At 40.7% G+C, this 15,745-nt stretch carries 14 protein-coding genes; 4 read left to right on the forward strand and 10 right to left on the reverse strand.

The window, feature by feature from the left end; genetic code table 11:
- Window positions 1-184: 184 nt before the first annotated feature.
- Window positions 185-1,729 (reverse strand): alpha-N-arabinofuranosidase, encoded by a 1,545-nt coding sequence (locus HUW48_RS23800; RefSeq protein WP_182413309.1) that lies wholly within the window; start codon window positions 1,727-1,729, stop codon window positions 185-187.
- A 649-nt stretch (window positions 1,730-2,378) separates the two neighbouring features.
- Here HUW48_RS23800 and HUW48_RS23805 point away from each other — a divergent pair.
- Window positions 2,379-3,242, forward strand: coding sequence for a sugar phosphate isomerase/epimerase family protein (locus HUW48_RS23805; protein ID WP_182413310.1), 864 nt, complete (start codon window positions 2,379-2,381; stop codon window positions 3,240-3,242).
- A 477-nt stretch (window positions 3,243-3,719) separates the two neighbouring features.
- Here the strand turns inward: HUW48_RS23805 and HUW48_RS27400 are convergent, their stop codons facing one another.
- The 3 genes from HUW48_RS27400 to HUW48_RS23815 form a co-directional block, all read right to left on the reverse strand.
- Entirely contained in the window at window positions 3,720-3,851 is a 132-nt protein-coding gene (locus tag HUW48_RS27400) for a hypothetical protein (RefSeq protein ID WP_262891472.1), read from the reverse strand.
- 253 nt (window positions 3,852-4,104) lie between these two features.
- On the reverse strand, window positions 4,105-4,512 hold the full coding sequence (locus tag HUW48_RS23810) for a hypothetical protein (protein ID WP_182413311.1): 408 nt from the start codon (window positions 4,510-4,512) through the stop codon (window positions 4,105-4,107).
- 416 nt (window positions 4,513-4,928) lie between these two features.
- Window positions 4,929-5,753: a transporter gene (locus HUW48_RS23815; RefSeq protein WP_220463967.1), complete on the reverse strand. Its 825-nt coding sequence runs from the start codon at window positions 5,751-5,753 to the stop codon at window positions 4,929-4,931.
- Between the two features lie 69 nt (window positions 5,754-5,822).
- Here HUW48_RS23815 and HUW48_RS23820 point away from each other — a divergent pair, with 69 nt between their 5' ends.
- Window positions 5,823-5,996: a hypothetical protein gene (locus HUW48_RS23820; protein WP_182416541.1), complete on the forward strand. Its 174-nt coding sequence runs from the start codon at window positions 5,823-5,825 to the stop codon at window positions 5,994-5,996.
- Between the two features lie 402 nt (window positions 5,997-6,398).
- Here HUW48_RS23820 and HUW48_RS23830 read toward each other — a convergent pair whose 3' ends face one another.
- From HUW48_RS23830 to HUW48_RS23840, 3 genes are all read right to left on the reverse strand, one after another.
- On the reverse strand, window positions 6,399-7,748 hold the full coding sequence (locus HUW48_RS23830; protein WP_182413312.1) for a Gfo/Idh/MocA family protein: 1,350 nt from the start codon (window positions 7,746-7,748) through the stop codon (window positions 6,399-6,401).
- Window positions 7,749-8,158: 410 nt separating this feature from the next.
- Window positions 8,159-8,398, reverse strand: a complete 240-nt coding sequence (locus HUW48_RS23835) for a heavy-metal-associated domain-containing protein (protein ID WP_182413313.1) — start codon at window positions 8,396-8,398, stop codon at window positions 8,159-8,161.
- Between the two features lie 94 nt (window positions 8,399-8,492).
- Window positions 8,493-8,993 carry a DUF2721 domain-containing protein gene (locus HUW48_RS23840; RefSeq protein WP_182413314.1) on the reverse strand — a complete coding sequence of 167 codons (501 nt, stop codon included), beginning with the start codon at window positions 8,991-8,993 and terminating at the stop codon, window positions 8,493-8,495.
- Window positions 8,994-9,325: 332 nt separating this feature from the next.
- Here HUW48_RS23840 and HUW48_RS23845 point away from each other — a divergent pair, with 332 nt between their 5' ends.
- Window positions 9,326-10,468, forward strand: coding sequence for an AI-2E family transporter (locus HUW48_RS23845; protein WP_182413315.1), 1,143 nt, complete (start codon window positions 9,326-9,328; stop codon window positions 10,466-10,468).
- 379 nt (window positions 10,469-10,847) lie between these two features.
- Here the strand turns inward: HUW48_RS23845 and HUW48_RS23850 are convergent, their stop codons facing one another.
- On the reverse strand, window positions 10,848-12,113 hold the full coding sequence (locus HUW48_RS23850) for an asparagine synthetase B (RefSeq protein ID WP_182416503.1): 1,266 nt from the start codon (window positions 12,111-12,113) through the stop codon (window positions 10,848-10,850).
- Between the two features lie 490 nt (window positions 12,114-12,603).
- Here HUW48_RS23850 and HUW48_RS23855 point away from each other — a divergent pair.
- Window positions 12,604-13,751 (forward strand): IS3 family transposase gene (locus tag HUW48_RS23855; RefSeq protein ID WP_394368432.1). Its coding sequence is split into 2 segments (ribosomal slippage): window positions 12,604-12,880 and window positions 12,880-13,751, totalling 1,149 coding nucleotides; the frame shifts between segments, so codons are not numbered across the junction.
- A 266-nt stretch (window positions 13,752-14,017) separates the two neighbouring features.
- Here HUW48_RS23855 and HUW48_RS23860 read toward each other — a convergent pair.
- Together HUW48_RS23860 and HUW48_RS23865 are read right to left on the reverse strand one after the other, a co-directional pair.
- Complete coding sequence (locus HUW48_RS23860) at window positions 14,018-14,719, reverse strand: LytR/AlgR family response regulator transcription factor (protein ID WP_182413316.1); 702 nt, start codon at window positions 14,717-14,719, stop codon at window positions 14,018-14,020.
- The gene (locus HUW48_RS23865) at window positions 14,716-15,741 is read right to left on the reverse strand and encodes a sensor histidine kinase (protein WP_182413317.1); all 1,026 of its coding nucleotides are present in this window, start codon (window positions 15,739-15,741) and stop codon (window positions 14,716-14,718) included. The genes HUW48_RS23860 and HUW48_RS23865 overlap by 4 nt, the downstream gene beginning before the upstream one ends.
- Window positions 15,742-15,745 lie beyond the last annotated feature (4 nt).

Raw genomic sequence — 15,745 nt, forward strand, 5'->3', positions numbered from 1 at the left:
TTCTGCTAAGTATTTGGATAAAGCTTACTCTAAAAATTAAATTGGCGAAGCACGAGTGTTCCAGGCACGTTATGGGTTTCGGGTAATCTGTTTCAAGCCCCATGAATTTCTAAATGAATTACAGCCTGTCCGAAGGAAACTTCAGAATAACTCTTTAGTCTTTCGCGTAATTACGCTTACTTAACTACTTTACTTCCAACACAACAACTGAAAACGGCGGCACTTTCACGGTTAATTTACCGGCGTTTAACTTGGCATCTTTAAAAGTAGCTGGTTGTATTTTTTTAGGGTTTTCGAAAGAATTATAATCCTGCAATTTTCCGGAAGCTAATACTCTACCGGTTACACCACCATTTTTTGCACTGGGCATATCGATGCTTACTTCCTGAGCATTTTTACTATCAATGTTTGTTAGCGAGATATGAGTTAGTCCTTTGGCATCGCGGGAAGCCGAGGCTGAAACAGCCGGCAGCTTTTTATCACCCATTACATAATCTTTCGTTTTAATTTCTATCGGTAGCAAAGTAGCATCCTGGTGCACGTTGTACATTTCCATTACGTGGTAGGTAGGCGTTAATATCATTTTTTCGTCTTTCGTCAGAATAACGGCTTGCAACACGTTAATAGCCTGGGCCAGATTTGCCATCCGCACACGGTCGCTGTGGTTATTAAAAATGTTTAAGGTTACCCCGGCAATCATGGCATCGCGCATGGTATTTTGCTGATATAAAAAGCCCGGATTGGTACCCGGTTCAACTTCGTACCAGCCGCCCCACTCATCTACCACTAAGGCAATTTTCTTTTGTGGGTCGTACTTATCCATAATGGCCGAATGTTTGGTTACTAATTCTTCCATTTGCAAAGCTTTTTGCATGGTGGTAAAATACTGCTGCTCGTTAAAATCGGTAGAAGGCCCTTTTTTATTCCAGTCGATTACCGAATAATGGTGCAAGGCTACCCCTTCTAACAAAGTACCCGGAATATTTTTCATTAAAGTTTCGGTCCAGTTGTAATCGGCAGAATTGGCGCCGGAAGCAATCCGGAACAAGTCGCCGGATTTGTTCCAATCTGTAATAAAAGTGGCGTATTTGCGGTATTCGTTGGCATAATAGTCCGCGGTCATGTTGCCGCCGCAACCCCAGGCTTCGTTACCCACGCCCCAGTATTTAACTTTCCAGGGCTTTTCGCGGCCGTTCTCGCGACGCTGCTTCGACATTGGACTTTCGCCGTCGAAGTTAGTGTACTGTACCCAATCGGCGAGTTCCTGCACGCTGCCGCTACCAATATTACCGGCCAGGTAAGGTTCAGTGCCGATAAGTTCGCACATATTTAAAAAATCGTGGGTACCAAAGCTGTTGTTCTCGGTTACACCACCCCACCAGGTATTTACAATTGTGGGGCGTTTTTCTTTCGGGCCAATACCATCTTTCCAATGGTAGGTATCGGCAAAACAGCCGCCCGGCCAACGTAAATTAGGAATTTTTAAATTTTTAAGGGCCGCCACCACATCGTTCCGAACCCCGTTGGTATTAGGTATTTTGGAATTTTCGCCTACGTAAAAGCCACCGTAAATACAAGCGCCTAAATGTTCGGCAAAATGGCCGTAAATGTGTTTATTAATTTTTACTTCAGCCTTGCCTGTTCCGGCCGGATTAATTTTGATAGAATTCTGGGCAAATGCAGAAAAACCACTGACCAGAAAAAGCAAACTTAATTTTATTTTATTCATTGTAAAGGTGTTATAAATTTTACTTGTTTTCGTCTTATAATTTTTAAACCTATGGCAGTGTGCCTAACAATAGATTGGAATTAAAATATTTTAAAAATTAACCTATAAACCAGGAGTTACTACAATTACCTAGTTTTAACTTTCGCTTTAGAAATGAAATAGCACTTCAACTATTTTCAGGAGAGAACTTACCTCAAAGTAGAACCAGATTTCTAAAATATTTAAGTGTTAAAAATACATTTATTAAATTATTTCAAATGTAATCTATGCCTGGGAAGTTTGCAACCCTTTACCTTTCAGGAAACCATTAACTTTCAAATACATCTATAAATCCCGGCTAAATAGATGCTTAGCTTTAATAAACCTTTATTTTTTTTATAATAATCTCAACGAATCCATTAAAAAATTAAAAGGTTTATACATATACCGTTTTTAATATTTAAAAAGGAACGTGTTTGCCTTAAGAAAATAAAGTAAATCCAATTAGGAACAGCAAGGCCTTAAAATTTTGAAATCAATCTTTTTACTAAAAAAAATTTAATAAAGTAAGGTATCTATATTTTCTACCTTATTTCTGCTCAAATGCTTTTGGTAATCATAAGTTTATTTTAGTACCTTAAACTGGTTTTCGGATAAAAAACAACAGGTTATGCAAAGAAGAAATTTTGTAAAATCGCTTGCACTAGGGGCTACGAGCCTTTCTATACTGCCTAACCTGGAGCCTTTTCTCCCACCAAAATCATTAGGCGTTCAACTCTGGAATATCCGGGAATATCTTAAAAAAGATGTAACCGGCTCTTTAGCTAAGCTGGCTAAATTAGGTTATAACCAATTAGAACTCTTTGGTTATGATGGTACTTACTGGGGCAAAACTCCGAAAGAATTTAGTAAAATTTGTACCGACTTAGGCTTTACTATTATAAGCGCTCACTTTGAAACCGGCCGCATTGATAAAGCCAAAGGTACTTTGTGGTATGGTTGGGATAAAGCCGTAGAAGATACCGCTCTCATGAACATTCCGTATATGGTTTGTGCCTGGTTATTTAAAGAAGAGCGCACCAGCCTTGACCTTTATAAAGAATTAGCCGATAAGTTAAACAAAGCGGGCGAGGCTTGCCAAAAAGTAAAAATCCAGTTAGGTTATCATAGCCATAATTTTGAATTTCCGGCAATAGACGGCATTGTTCCTTATGATCTTTTATTGGAACGCACAGATAAAGATTTACTAAAAATGGAAGCCGATCTTTTCTGGATTACCAAAGCGGGCGTAGATCCGGTAGCTTATTTCCAGAAACATCCCGGGCGGTTTCCGTTGTGGCATGTAAAAGATATGGAAAGAGGTTCGGAGCAATTTGCCGAAGTGGGCCACGGTGTTATTAATTTCGACCGGATTTTTGCCGCCAGGGAAATAGCCGGATTAAAGTATTGGTTTGTAGAGCAAGACCAAACCAGCCGCGAACCTTTCGAAAGCTTGGCAATGAGCCGGGATTATATTTTAAAGAAAAAATACTGAAGCTATTGTTAAGTAAAGAGACACAAGCATCAAGATATTATACCAAATCTTATCAAAGAGCTATCCTAGATTTTACTTGCTGGTAAGCGTTTTCTTTGGAGCCTTTTCAAGCCTCCATTTATTGGTACTAATGCGATTTGACAAGTAACCAGTTTGCCTCCTGGCCGACGGGCCACGTTTGGCTCTTCCGCCCTCGCTAGTCTTTCTTTCCTCGACTCCGTCTGCGGAATGCCTGCGGCACCGGAACGCTAGCAGGTACTCCACAGCCAAACTGATGTTAACTATTCTTAGCTACGGCTTTTACTTTTTTAGTAGTATTAGCTTGTATTAAGTCGGATTTATTAGAATCTGCTGAGAGAGGAAGTAGAACAGGAAATTTAATTCCGTTAATCTTGAAATTATTATCAATCATAAAAGCTATTTTCCTTCTCCTTAATAAAACAAGTTAATTATACAGAATGTGAAGAAAAGCCGTAGCTAAGTGCAAAGACACCAGTTTGGCTGTGGAGGGCCTTTTAGCGTTCCGGTGCTGCAAAGCAGCATGGCGCAGTGCAACGAGCCAAGGTTCGCTAAACCGCCCGAGAGAGCCGAATGAGGCCCGCCGGCCACGAGGCAAATCTTGAAATATCAAACAAGTTAGCACCGCCGCCTGGAGACGGGAACCGGCTCCAAAGGACAACACCAAAATCTGTTATAACAACTACTCCTTACTATTTGATATTAGATGTTAAACTTGTTTTTTATAAGCTATTAATTACTAAATCTTTTTACTACGATCCGGATAGCATGTATATAAAATCAATTTTTTGCCCAGTCTTTTATTTTATTCAGGTGAGGTAACAATTAAGTTTAAGGAAATAATTTACCTCCCGATGATCCAGTCCATGGCTTCATAATGGTGATTAAAATTCCGGAACTCAAAATTAGCCGGATTGTACTGTAATAAAGTATTATAATGTTGCGATATAGCTTCATCGTAAGAAGCAAATCCGGACGAAACTCGGGCAATTTTTTTAACGGTAGGCATGGCGAACTTTTGTTGAAAATGCTGTTGCACCCGTACATCGTAAATAGCTATGCTTTTAGAAGCTTCCACGTAAGTAGCATCTAATAATATATTTTCTATAGCATACTTATTCGCCACTTCTACTATCTTATGAATCATTATTTTTAATTCTTCCTCTTCTAATACGCCCATCCATCTTACCTCCATAATTTTAAACTGCGGATGGACTTCTAATTCAATATTATTTTTCTCGAACACTATCATACCCACATATTAAAAGATGAATATAGTTAAACTAGAAAATCTTTATTTAAATAAGCAGTAAGCTGATAGATCCAGGTAATGGTTACTATCTTAAATACATGGATAACCTAAATAGAAAAGAGAGTCTAACAAGAACTTTAAAATTTTAAATAAAATCCTGTTTATTAATTACCTGCCTTAGTATTGTGTAATTTTATATTATTTACGTTTAATTTAAAGTATTGTTAAGCACTTCTGCATCTATTTATATTATCAGAAGAAAGTGAATAATTTAATTTTTTTAGAGAGCCATACGAGCCCGCTAACCTTCCAGATATAAACTTTTGGTAGCAAAAAATCAGATTAAAAAAGTTGAATAAACCAGAAAGCCACTCCTTTACGAAGTGGCTTTCTGGTTATTAAAAAGATTTTAAATTTTATAGCCTTACTGAAAAGCCAAGGTTAACGGAATAATCGGCGAAGGCTGCATCGCCCTGCACAAATGTTTGCCGGATAGCTGAATTTTCTTTATCGGTTACACTTTGAGTGCGGTTACGGACTAAAGCCACCGGAACCGTAGCAAAAAGATTTACTTTTTTCATTTGGTAAGTCAAGCCTGGCTCTGCTGACCAAATGTAACCCGGACGCCGGAAATCGCCGCTACCGCCAATTAAATCGTAAACCGGAATACCTTCTAAACGCATGCCTGCAGATAAAATTATTCCCCGGTACGAGTAGTTAACGCCGGCTCGACCCATGTATTGATCCGGAACACTCATAATAGCTTCGTTGGCTAAAGTAGGGCTTACCAATTCGCGGTAGGTACGCACACCGTTTTGCTCCCGAGGATTAGCCAGGTAGTAAAAATTACCATAAACCCCTAAGCCAGTGGTTATAGAATAAAAAGCATTTACCTCGGCCGATATTCCTGTGCCGCCATCCCCTAATTGAATAGATTGATCAACGGTGCGCAGTTCTTTAATTCCATTTGGGCCTACATTCTGCCAGTAATCTTTGTAATCATAATCGCCGGTGGGTAGTTTTAAACCTAAACCTACCTGAACATTACCCTGATGATGCTTCGCCGGATTTAAAAGCCAGCGGTAAGCCGCTACCCGAACATCACCGATACCGGATGAATGCATCACGCCGCGTTCCGTACGGCCATGTTCATACAAAGAAGACCGCGAATTAAAGAGTAACGGCACATCCACCATCACCGACCAACGGCTATTTATGTTACGGGTTAAGGAAATATCCATCGCGAATTGATGGTTAATTACTTCGGTGCCTAATTGTAGTCTTTCTTTCTATTCTTCCCGGCCCTTAAAATGACGGAAAGATTTAAAGTACCGGTTATTTGTTGCCAACACCCAACTACCCGTAGACATAACACTATCCGGATGGGAAGCCATTGTGCACAAACCACCCGTACTCCGAATAGCTACACAACCTTGAGCCCTTACTTAATAGCTGGTAAAGATTCAGGCAAAGATAAAAAGTAAAGTTGTTTTGATAGGTATATGCGTTAGAGTAAAAGAAAAGCGAAATTTAAGGCTTTAGATGAAATTTCAAACCCTTGGTTAAGAGAACACTCGATACCTAAAGCAATTATTACCTAAATGGAAGGAGTTAGCATGAAGAGTTGACAACTCCAGGCAAAACCGCTCACGCCCTGGGCTCCACGGGTAATAATGATCTGAAGATAAAGCATGCGTAAACCCAGCCTGTTCGGCTTGCTGCGCCAACGTTAGCAACTGACTAGGTTTAAATTGCTCGTGGGAAATGTGGTACCCGACACTTACTTTATCTTTCATAAAAAAAGCTTTCCATCAACCGGGCATACGTCTATCCTTGCATAATCTTTTACTCTCCGTATATTTCCGAAGCAGTAATTATTTTACTACTCAGGCTATTTTCAAATCATCCGGCGACGTGCCCCGAAAGGCGTCTTGCTTATCTATTTTCTTTAATTTAACGGGTTTTCCGGTTCTCGCCGATTCGTAAATGGCTTCCATGATTAGGTGGTCTTGCAGGCCTTCTTCGCCGGGAGTAAAAGGCTTTTTATCTTGCAGTACGCATTGCGCCATATGGTCTATTTCCAACGCAAACTGGTTCTTCTCTCCGGCACTCGATTTTAATTTCAGGTCTAATCCATCCTGCACCTGCGCACCATCTATCTGTAAACCCTGATAAGAAAAAGCCGGATCTAAGCCAAAATAACCACCTTTATCGGCATAACAACGGTACCACTGCGCATCGTGCACGCCATAACTGGTAGTACAATTAGCCAGCACCCCGCTAGGAAACTGGAGCTGAAATAATACGGTTTCTTCTACCTCTTTAAACCGCGGATCGTTGGGAGTGCTGTAAATAGTACCCGTTACTTGCACGGGTTCTTCGCCGAGCAAATACCGGATAGTATTTAAACAATATATACCAATGTCGGGCAAGGAACCACCGCCGGCTAATGCTTTCTTTAAACGCCATTGTCCGGGATCGCCTTGATTTTGATTATTAGCCGCATCAATCACTTTTACTTTGCCCATTTTCTCGCTACGGGTCCATTCTTTAGCCTTTTTGTTATTAGGCTCGTATTGAATCCGGTAGGCAATCATTAATTTTTTACCGGCTTGTTCGCAGGCCTCAATCATGCGTTGGGCCGACTGCGAATTAATAGACATAGGTTTTTCGCACAGCACATGCTTACCGGCTTTCGCCGACCGAATAGTAAATTCTTCGTGCATGGAGTTAGGCAGCACAATATACACTACCTGCACATCCGGATTATTTTTGATATTATCGAAGTTCTGGTAAGAGTATATGCTTTTTTCCGGTACCCCGTATTGCTTGGCTACTTTTTTTGCTTTTTCGGGGTTGCCGCTTACTAAAGCCGTTACTTTGGCGTACTGGCAAGCCCCAAAAGCGGGTAACAGTTCGGCCAAGGTTAGGTTGCCTAAGCCCACTAAGGCAAAACCTACCCGTTTACCTGGTTCCAAAGGGGCGGGTAATGGTTCCTGGGGCTTCTCCGATTTATCTTCTAGTGGTTTTAATTCAATGGGTTTGGTAACCGAGTTCGCGTGAATATCTTTATCCGTGGGGCTTTTACTTCCTCCTTCCTGCGCATCGGCAGTACAGGAAGCAATGCTGCTCAGCACGGTAGCGGCCAAAATGCCTTTACCCGCGTTGGTTAAAAAATCGCGGCGAGTATATTCGCCTTCTATCGGAGAATCAATAGTATCGTTAAGGTCTTTCATTGCTCAGATAAGAAATTGGGGATGTTATTTTATTTGAATTTCTTTCTACTCCGAAGCCTTTCCCTAGGTTTGCTGTGTTTCGGGCCAGAACCTTATTTTTACTAAAAATCAACCTGATTTCTTCCATCCAGGTAAATCTCTAACCTTCCAGCACTTACTTTTTGGTAAAGTATGCCAGTATTTATATTTCTTTGAAGAAAATTTACTTTATGGATGTAATAAGAATAAAGCATTATTCTTTACCGGATAGCACTACCTACCCCCAGCCAGTTGTAACCGTATCCTTCCAGATTTAGGGCAATGCTGCCCTTAACAGCCGTTAACGTATTATTTTTAATTAAGCTGAAAGCTTCTTTCCCGGAGTCGGGGGTTAGTGGACAGTCTACAATAATTTGCGGTTTAGGCTCCCGTTATAGCTCTTCGCCGCTAATGCCTAAAACGCGCAAAAATTCCCCGGTAAATCCTGCTTCGGTTAAGGCATTTTCTACTTGTTGCGGGTTTACGTTATCGCCCGAAATACTCAATATATTTTCTTCTGAATCGGTACTGATTTGCCACTTACTAATTCCATCTAGTTTATCTAACAGTGGCGTTACTTTATTTACCTCATCCTGACTGGTTACGTTGGTCTTAAATTTTAGAATTTCCATCCTTCATCTATGGATTGTTCTTTAATAATACCCGGGTAAACCAGTTAGGTTTTCAATATTTTTGAATCTACCTGGTTGATCAGTTAACTTTAACTTAGTCGGCTTTCGATTTTTTATACCTTTTTACCCGGTTTAGTACGGTATTCATTTCGTAATTCACGGCTCTAAAAGCAATCTGCGATTCTACGATAAGTAAAATACTCGCATAAAATAAAAAACCGGCGCCCAATACGGTGAGCAGGGTAAGCACCCAGGTGTGTTGCATGCCCGAAAACTCCAGAATACCAATGGTAATGCTAATGGCAACAAAAGTACCAAGGGTGATATATAAGATAGTAAGCGATTGCTGCAACAAACGGCTTCTTCTGCTGGCATAATGAATTAGCTCAACCAAAATGTTATGTTCATCTTCAAACCAATTACTTTCTTCCGGGTGCATAATTAATTTTCGCAATTGATCCGATAAGGTTCTTACCCGTTCTACGGAGCGGCTAAGGCGCTGCGAAGTGGTCAGGATTAAAGAACCGCTGGCAACTATCAGTACGGCCGGCGTTATCATGGCCGAAAGGATGGTTAAAGCTTCGTTAAGGTTCATAGCGGGGGAACTAGTAATTCATTTAGCGGCAAAATATACGCATAAACGACGTATAGCCACTTTGGGGTTAATTAAATTTAAACTTTTACCAAGTAGCGATTAGTAAATTGTAGCCTTTCTGCTCTTCCTTTATCTAAAATTAAGCTCTAGATTACCGTATATTTTTCTAAAAAGTAAATCTTTTTGATGAACGCCAACTTATAAAGGCAATTTTTGTTTTCGGAGCCTGCCCAAACTACCCGCAATTACGTTAAATTAAAAACTTGTTGGATACCAACCAATTATAAAATAGAACACCACTATAAAATTAACTTGAAAGAAAAAGCTTCTTTATGAAAACTATGCCGGTTACAGTCCGTCGTTCAATTGAATTGATGGGACTGTTTTTTTTAGGTTGGATATTAGTATTGGGTAAACCCATTATTGCCCCCATCTTAATGGCTTTTTTCCTTAGCATGGTTATGTTGCCAGTTTACCGTTTTTTTAATAAACACTTACCCGAAGTATTAGCCATTACGCTTAGTGTTCTGGTACTTGTTACGGTATTTGGCATTATCATCTGGTTCTTCACCTCTCAAATCAGTAATCTATTAGCCGATTTACCGGTTATCCGCAACAATATAAACATCCACCTTTCGGCTTTAAGCGCCTGGATAAATAAGAAAACCAGCTTTTCTCCGGATGAACAAGTAAGGTTTATTAACCAGCAAAGCAACCGACTATTGAGCTATGCCGGCAATTTGCTTCAGGGAGCCGTAGGTTCCGTTACTTCGGTTTTACTTTTCTTTGCGCTCCTGCCGCTTTATACTTTTTTAATTCTTTACTATAAAAACCTGATTATACGGTTTGTATTCTTATGGTTCCCGAAAGAACGCAACGAACATGTACGGGAAGTTTTGTCGGAAACCGAAACTATAATAAAAAGTTACCTGATTGGCTTGCTCATTCAAATTACGTACATGACGGTACTGGTAGGTGGCACCTTATTTCTGGTAGGCATAAAGCACGCTTTACTTATTGGGGTACTATTCGCATTTCTAAATTTAATACCATACATCGGCGCTTTAATTGGGAATATTCTGGGCGTATTGTTAACGCTGGCTTCTTCGCAGGATTTATGGCCTATTTTTACCGTATTAATTACCATTGCCGGGGCTCAATTTCTGGATAATAATATTTTAATGCCGCGCATTGTGGGCTCAAAAGTTAGAATTAATGTACTGGCTACTTTAATAGGCGTTTTTACCGGTGGGGCTATAGCCGGAATAGCCGGTATGTTTTTGTCTTTGCCAATTATTGCTATATTAAAAGTTATATTCGACCGCACCGATAAAATGAATCAATGGGGAGTATTATTAGGTGATGAACGCCCCAGTGAAAGCCCGATGAGAGAGCCCCAACTCCGGGAGCAAAACGTAGAAATCAGAAAAAAACTGGAAGAAGAAAATGAAATAGAGCTGCCTAAAACTAGTTAAAATGTTAAAAGTTTTAAGTAATAGGTTTTACGTTGCTAGTGCCTGCCCTATAAGTTAAGTAAATGTTTTTTCTTTGGAGCTTTTTCAAGTCTCCAGATGGTGGTGCTAACTAGTTTGATATTTCAAGTTTACCTCCTAGCCGGCGGGACTCGTTTGGCTCTTTAGAGCAGTTTAGCGAACCTTGGCTCGTTACACTGCGCCATGCTGCTTTGCAGCACCAGAACGCTAAAAGGCCCTCAATAGCCAAACTGGTGGTGGTTGCTAGTAGCTCTGATATTGCTAGTAATAGAGGTAAATAGCACCGCCGCCTGGAGACTTGAAAAAGCTCCAAAGACAAACAGTCAATCTCAGAAACTTAAAAATAAAAGGTAAAAACCAGCTAAGTTTTAGGCTTCTTCTTTTTAGCGGCTGGAAATAGAATATTATTTAAAATAAGGCGATAACCTGGTGAGTTAGGATGAAGAGCCAAATCAGTAGGATCTTCGCCGGGCATGTGCTGATAATCTTCGGGGTCGTGGCCACCGTAAAAAGTCCAGGTACCTTTGGCTACGGTACCATGCATGTAGCGCACCTCATTGGCTACTTTGTTCTCGCCCATTATTACCACCTCCGATTTCACATATTGCTTTTTAAAAGCGGTGGTCTGCCCCATAAAACCTTTGATAATTTTTTCGTGATTTTGGGTGAGCATGGTCGGAATCTGGTCCCATTTAGCCGAAAAAGTAAACAGCGAGAAAAAATCGTTATCCTGATACACATTCCGCTCCCGGCGCTGGTTATCAATACTCGAAAATTCCCCGTCGTATGGACTGGACACAATGGTAAAATCTTTAAAAGCAAACGTTTTTGTAAAATCCAGTTTCTGCTGCGCTTGCGGGTCCACGCCATCACCATCAAATAGGGCATCTACCATATCTACTCCGTTAGCGGCCAGGGCAATATCATACGTATCAGTGGCCGAACACATCGCGAACATAAACCCACCTCCTGCCACAAAGGCTTTAATTTTTTGCACTACGGCCAGTTTCATTTGCGGTACTTTGGCAAAATTAAATCTTTTAGCCAATGCTTCGGATTCCTGCTTTTGCGCCTGAAACCAATCTTGGTTCCATTGCCACCGAACCGATTTTCCGTATTGCCCCGTAAAGTCTTCGTGGTGCAAGTGCAGCCAATCGTATTTTAATAATTTTTCTTCTAATACTTCTTCGTCGAAAAGTAAATCGTAAGGTATTTCGGCGTAGGTTAACACCAGCATAACGGCATCGTCCCAGGGTTGCTTTATTTTAGGTGAGTAAATGGCAATACGGGGCGCTTTTTCTAGTTTTATTACATCCATATTGGCATCCGGGGCAGCAATCTGGGCCACTATCTGGTTGTATTGGGCATCCGAAATTACTTCGTAAGAAACACCCCGCACCCGCAGTTCATTTTCCGTTTCTGGGGCGTGCTGGAAACCAAAACTACCGCCGCGGTAATTCAGAAGCCAGTCGGCTTCCTGCTCATGCTGTAAAACCCAGTAAGTAACGCCATACGCTTTCAGGTGGTCTTTCTGCGTGTCGTCCATGGCAACGAGTATTCGGGAGGCGAACGAGGGGAAACCCACCAACCAGAATATAAATAAAAGCAGCGTAAAACGTTTTATCATAGCAGTCAGCAACACGTTTGAATAAATATAAAAAATGCGGGTGGTTTCAGCAAGTTTCCGGGACACAAAAACTTAGTTCTTAAGCATTTGTAACGTAATTATACTGTTCAGGTCTAAAGAGAACCCAGAAAAAGAAATGAAAGAATTAAAAAAAGTGGCTCACTCCCAAGCAGTACTAAAATGAGAGTATGAAGCACTTGATTTTAAAAGTAAGTGAGGCAGGCTTGTTACATTTAAGATAGCGAACCTTGTATCTTTATTCAGGCGAGTAATAGCAATAAAGGCAGTAAGCTACAAACTCAATATCCTGAATTGGGAGTAAGTTTATAGTGTTTCGAGGTAAAACACTTTTACATTTTTAGTTGAGACAACAGAGGTTCTTACCGCTTTATGCACTAACTCATACCCGAATTTGCCCTAACCTGTAAGTATCCCTAAAAATCGGACAGTTTGAAAGGAGACAGAAAATGGATACTTTAAAACTGAAAAGATGAAAAAGACAAGGATTACCGAGAGTCAGATTATCAAATCGCTACAGGAAAATGAGTCGGGTCGGAAGACAGAAGACATTTGCCGGGAATTAGAAGTTAGCCGGTCTACCTTTTACCGGTGGAAGAGCCAATACGGAGGTATGGAAGCTTCGGATGTAAAGCGGCTCAAAGAGTTAGAAGAGGAGAATGCCCGGTTAAAGAAAATGTATGCCGATTTAAGCTTGGATCACTCTATCCTGAAGGAGGTCATCACAAAAAAAGGTTGGGGCTCTGGCAGCAAAAGCAGTTAACCGATGAAATCATCTCGGACTACGACTTACCCGTTGTCAGGGCCTGCCACTTAACTGGTCTGACCCGTTCTCAATTTTATTACAAGAGCTGTAAAGATGATTCCGAAGTGATCACTGCCTTGCAGGAGTTAGCTGCTGCTCATCCAGCTTATGGTTTTCGGAAGCTGTTAGCTTATCTGAAAAGAGCCGGTCAGCCGTGGAATCACAAACGGGTATACCGAGTTTATAAACTGTTAAAGTTCAACAAAAAAAGAAAAGGAAAACGTAGGCTACCAACCCGAGTAAAGCAACCATTGCTGCAACCGGTAGAGATTAACAGTAGCTGGAGCATGGATTTTATGAGTGATAGCTTAGCATCAGGTAATAAGTTTCGGACCTTGAATGTGCTAGATGATTGTAACCGGGAAGCACTGGTCATTGAAATAGCAACTTCAATTGCCGCCAAAAGAGTGATTCGCACCTTAGAGCAGCTGATTGACTGGCGCGGTAAGCCAACGGCCATCCGGGTAGATAATGGCCCGGAGTTTACTAGTGTTGATTTTACGAACTGGTGTAAAGAAAAAGAAATTAACATCCATTATATTCAGCCGGGTAAACCCATGCAGAATGGCTTTATCGAACGCTTTAACGGCAGTTATCGCCGGGAAATATTAGATGCTTATCTGTTTTTTGAACTGGCGGAAGTCCGGCAACTGACAGAAAATTGGCTAGAAGAATATAATACCCGTAGGCCGCATGAAGCTTTAGGAAATCTGACCCCAAACGAGTGGTTGCTGAAAAGCAGAAGTGGGAATATGGAAAACTCGCCCCAGCACACTCCTTCAGCGCAGCCAGTTTACCACATTCCTACTTCATAATAGTGGTAGTAAAAACAATGAGAATAGTCTCATCTACACTGTCCGAAAAATGGGGCACTTACAAACCATGTACCAGTTGCGGACTAAGTTTCAGATAGTCTTAGGAATCATTAAAATTTAAATAAACCCCGAATTATTACTATTCAGATAGTTATTTTAATATAGATTAGGTTCAACCGTTGCGACTGGTACAGTCGCAACGGTTGAACCGATAAACAACAAATCAACTGTATCTTCTAAGGTTAGACGCAAATCACTAAACACTTTTACTTCTTCAAAAAGCGGTTTTTTAAGATTTTCTCCATCACCAGTTCTCTTAAATTACGCGAAACAGGAACGGTAAACTGCTGAATGCCCAAGGTATTGCCCTCGATGGTTTTAATTTTATCGATGTTCACTACAAAAGATTTATGGGTTTGCAGGAAGTTACTGGGCGGTAGATTTTCCAGCAGGTGTTTAAGAGTGGTATGAGTAATTATTTTGGAAGTAGAAGTTTGAATAATTACGTAGTTTTCCAGGGCTTCCAGGTAGAGAATATCTTGGAAAAAAACTTTCTCCAGCTTGTTATTACTTTTTACAAAAATAAAATCAACAGCTGGAGCTTTGGCATTTAGAAATAAGTCGTGCGCTTTATTAACGGCTTTCAGGAACCGTTCGAAAGAAATGGGCTTAAGCAGGTAATCGACTATATTTAAGTCGTAGCCTTTAAGGGCGTACTGTTCGTAGGCGGTGGTAAAAATTACTTTGGGCGGCTGGGGTAGGTTTTGCAACAACTCAATACCTGATAAGTAAGGCATTTCAATGTCGAGGAATACCAAATCTACCTCGTTACTTTTTAGTAAATTATTTAGTTCAATGGCACTGCTACACACACCAATTAACTCTAAAAAGTCTATTTTATCTACGTAGCCCTGTAAGCCTTTGCGGGCCATGGGTTCATCGTCGGTAATAACGCAACGTATTTTCATATGGTAAGCGCCAGGGTAGCCTGATAACTTTCGGTATTTTTTTCCAGTTGTAAACAGTGGGCGTTGGGGTACAGCATATTTAAGCGGCGCCGTAAATTTTCTAAACCAATGCCGCCATCCTTATTCGTTCTAACCGTATTCGCCGGAATGGCATTTTCTACCCGGAACAAAAGCTTATGATCTTGCCACTTTGCGGTTATCTTTATCCAGTAATTTCCGCCTACATATTTAAAAGCGTTTTCTATTAAGGGCAACAACAACATCGGGTAAATAGGCTGTTCTTTTAACTGCCACTCAAAACAAACTTCCAGTTGCAAATGCTCATTCATTCTAGCTTTTTGTAAATCGATGTAAGTTTGCAGATAGCCTAGCTCGCGGCCAATAGGCACGGTCTGGTTTTGGCCGTACAATTGGTAACGCAGCAATTCCGAAAACTTCTCTACTGTTTTTTTAGCGGCTTCTACGTCTTCATCCATCTGAAAATAAATGGTATTAAGGGCATTAAACAAGAAATGCGGATGGTATTGAGCTTTTAAAAATTTAAGCTCGGTCTGAAGCTGGTCTTTTTCAATTTGTTCTAGTTTTACTCTTTGCTGAATAAAAGCTTGCAAATACCGGTTGCCTCGCACAATGGCAAAATACAACAACAAATACAAACCCGGAATAATGTTACCAATTACCACATCCTGAATCTGCAAGCCATCGTCGGTTACGGCCATAAAAGGTATCAGGAACAGATTTAACAGAATCAGACAAGCAATAAACACCGTGGCAAATTCTTTTAAAATAACTTTGGGATTTATGGTTCGGGTGGTATCTGAACTAAACTTCTGAATAAGGTAGTTGAGCTGAAATTGCATGATATAACCAAAGCCCACCACAAAAACTATTTCAATAACGTTGGTTTGCCAGGGCCGTTCCCAGAACTTCTCGCCCGCCACGGTGTCGTTCACCAGCCGGATATTGGCATAAATAAGCAAGCCAAACAAAGCCGGAAAGAAATAGTTAAAATTTTTGTTCATGCTG

This window comes from Adhaeribacter radiodurans, from assembly GCF_014075995.1.
Classification (GTDB): domain Bacteria; phylum Bacteroidota; class Bacteroidia; order Cytophagales; family Hymenobacteraceae; genus Adhaeribacter; species Adhaeribacter radiodurans.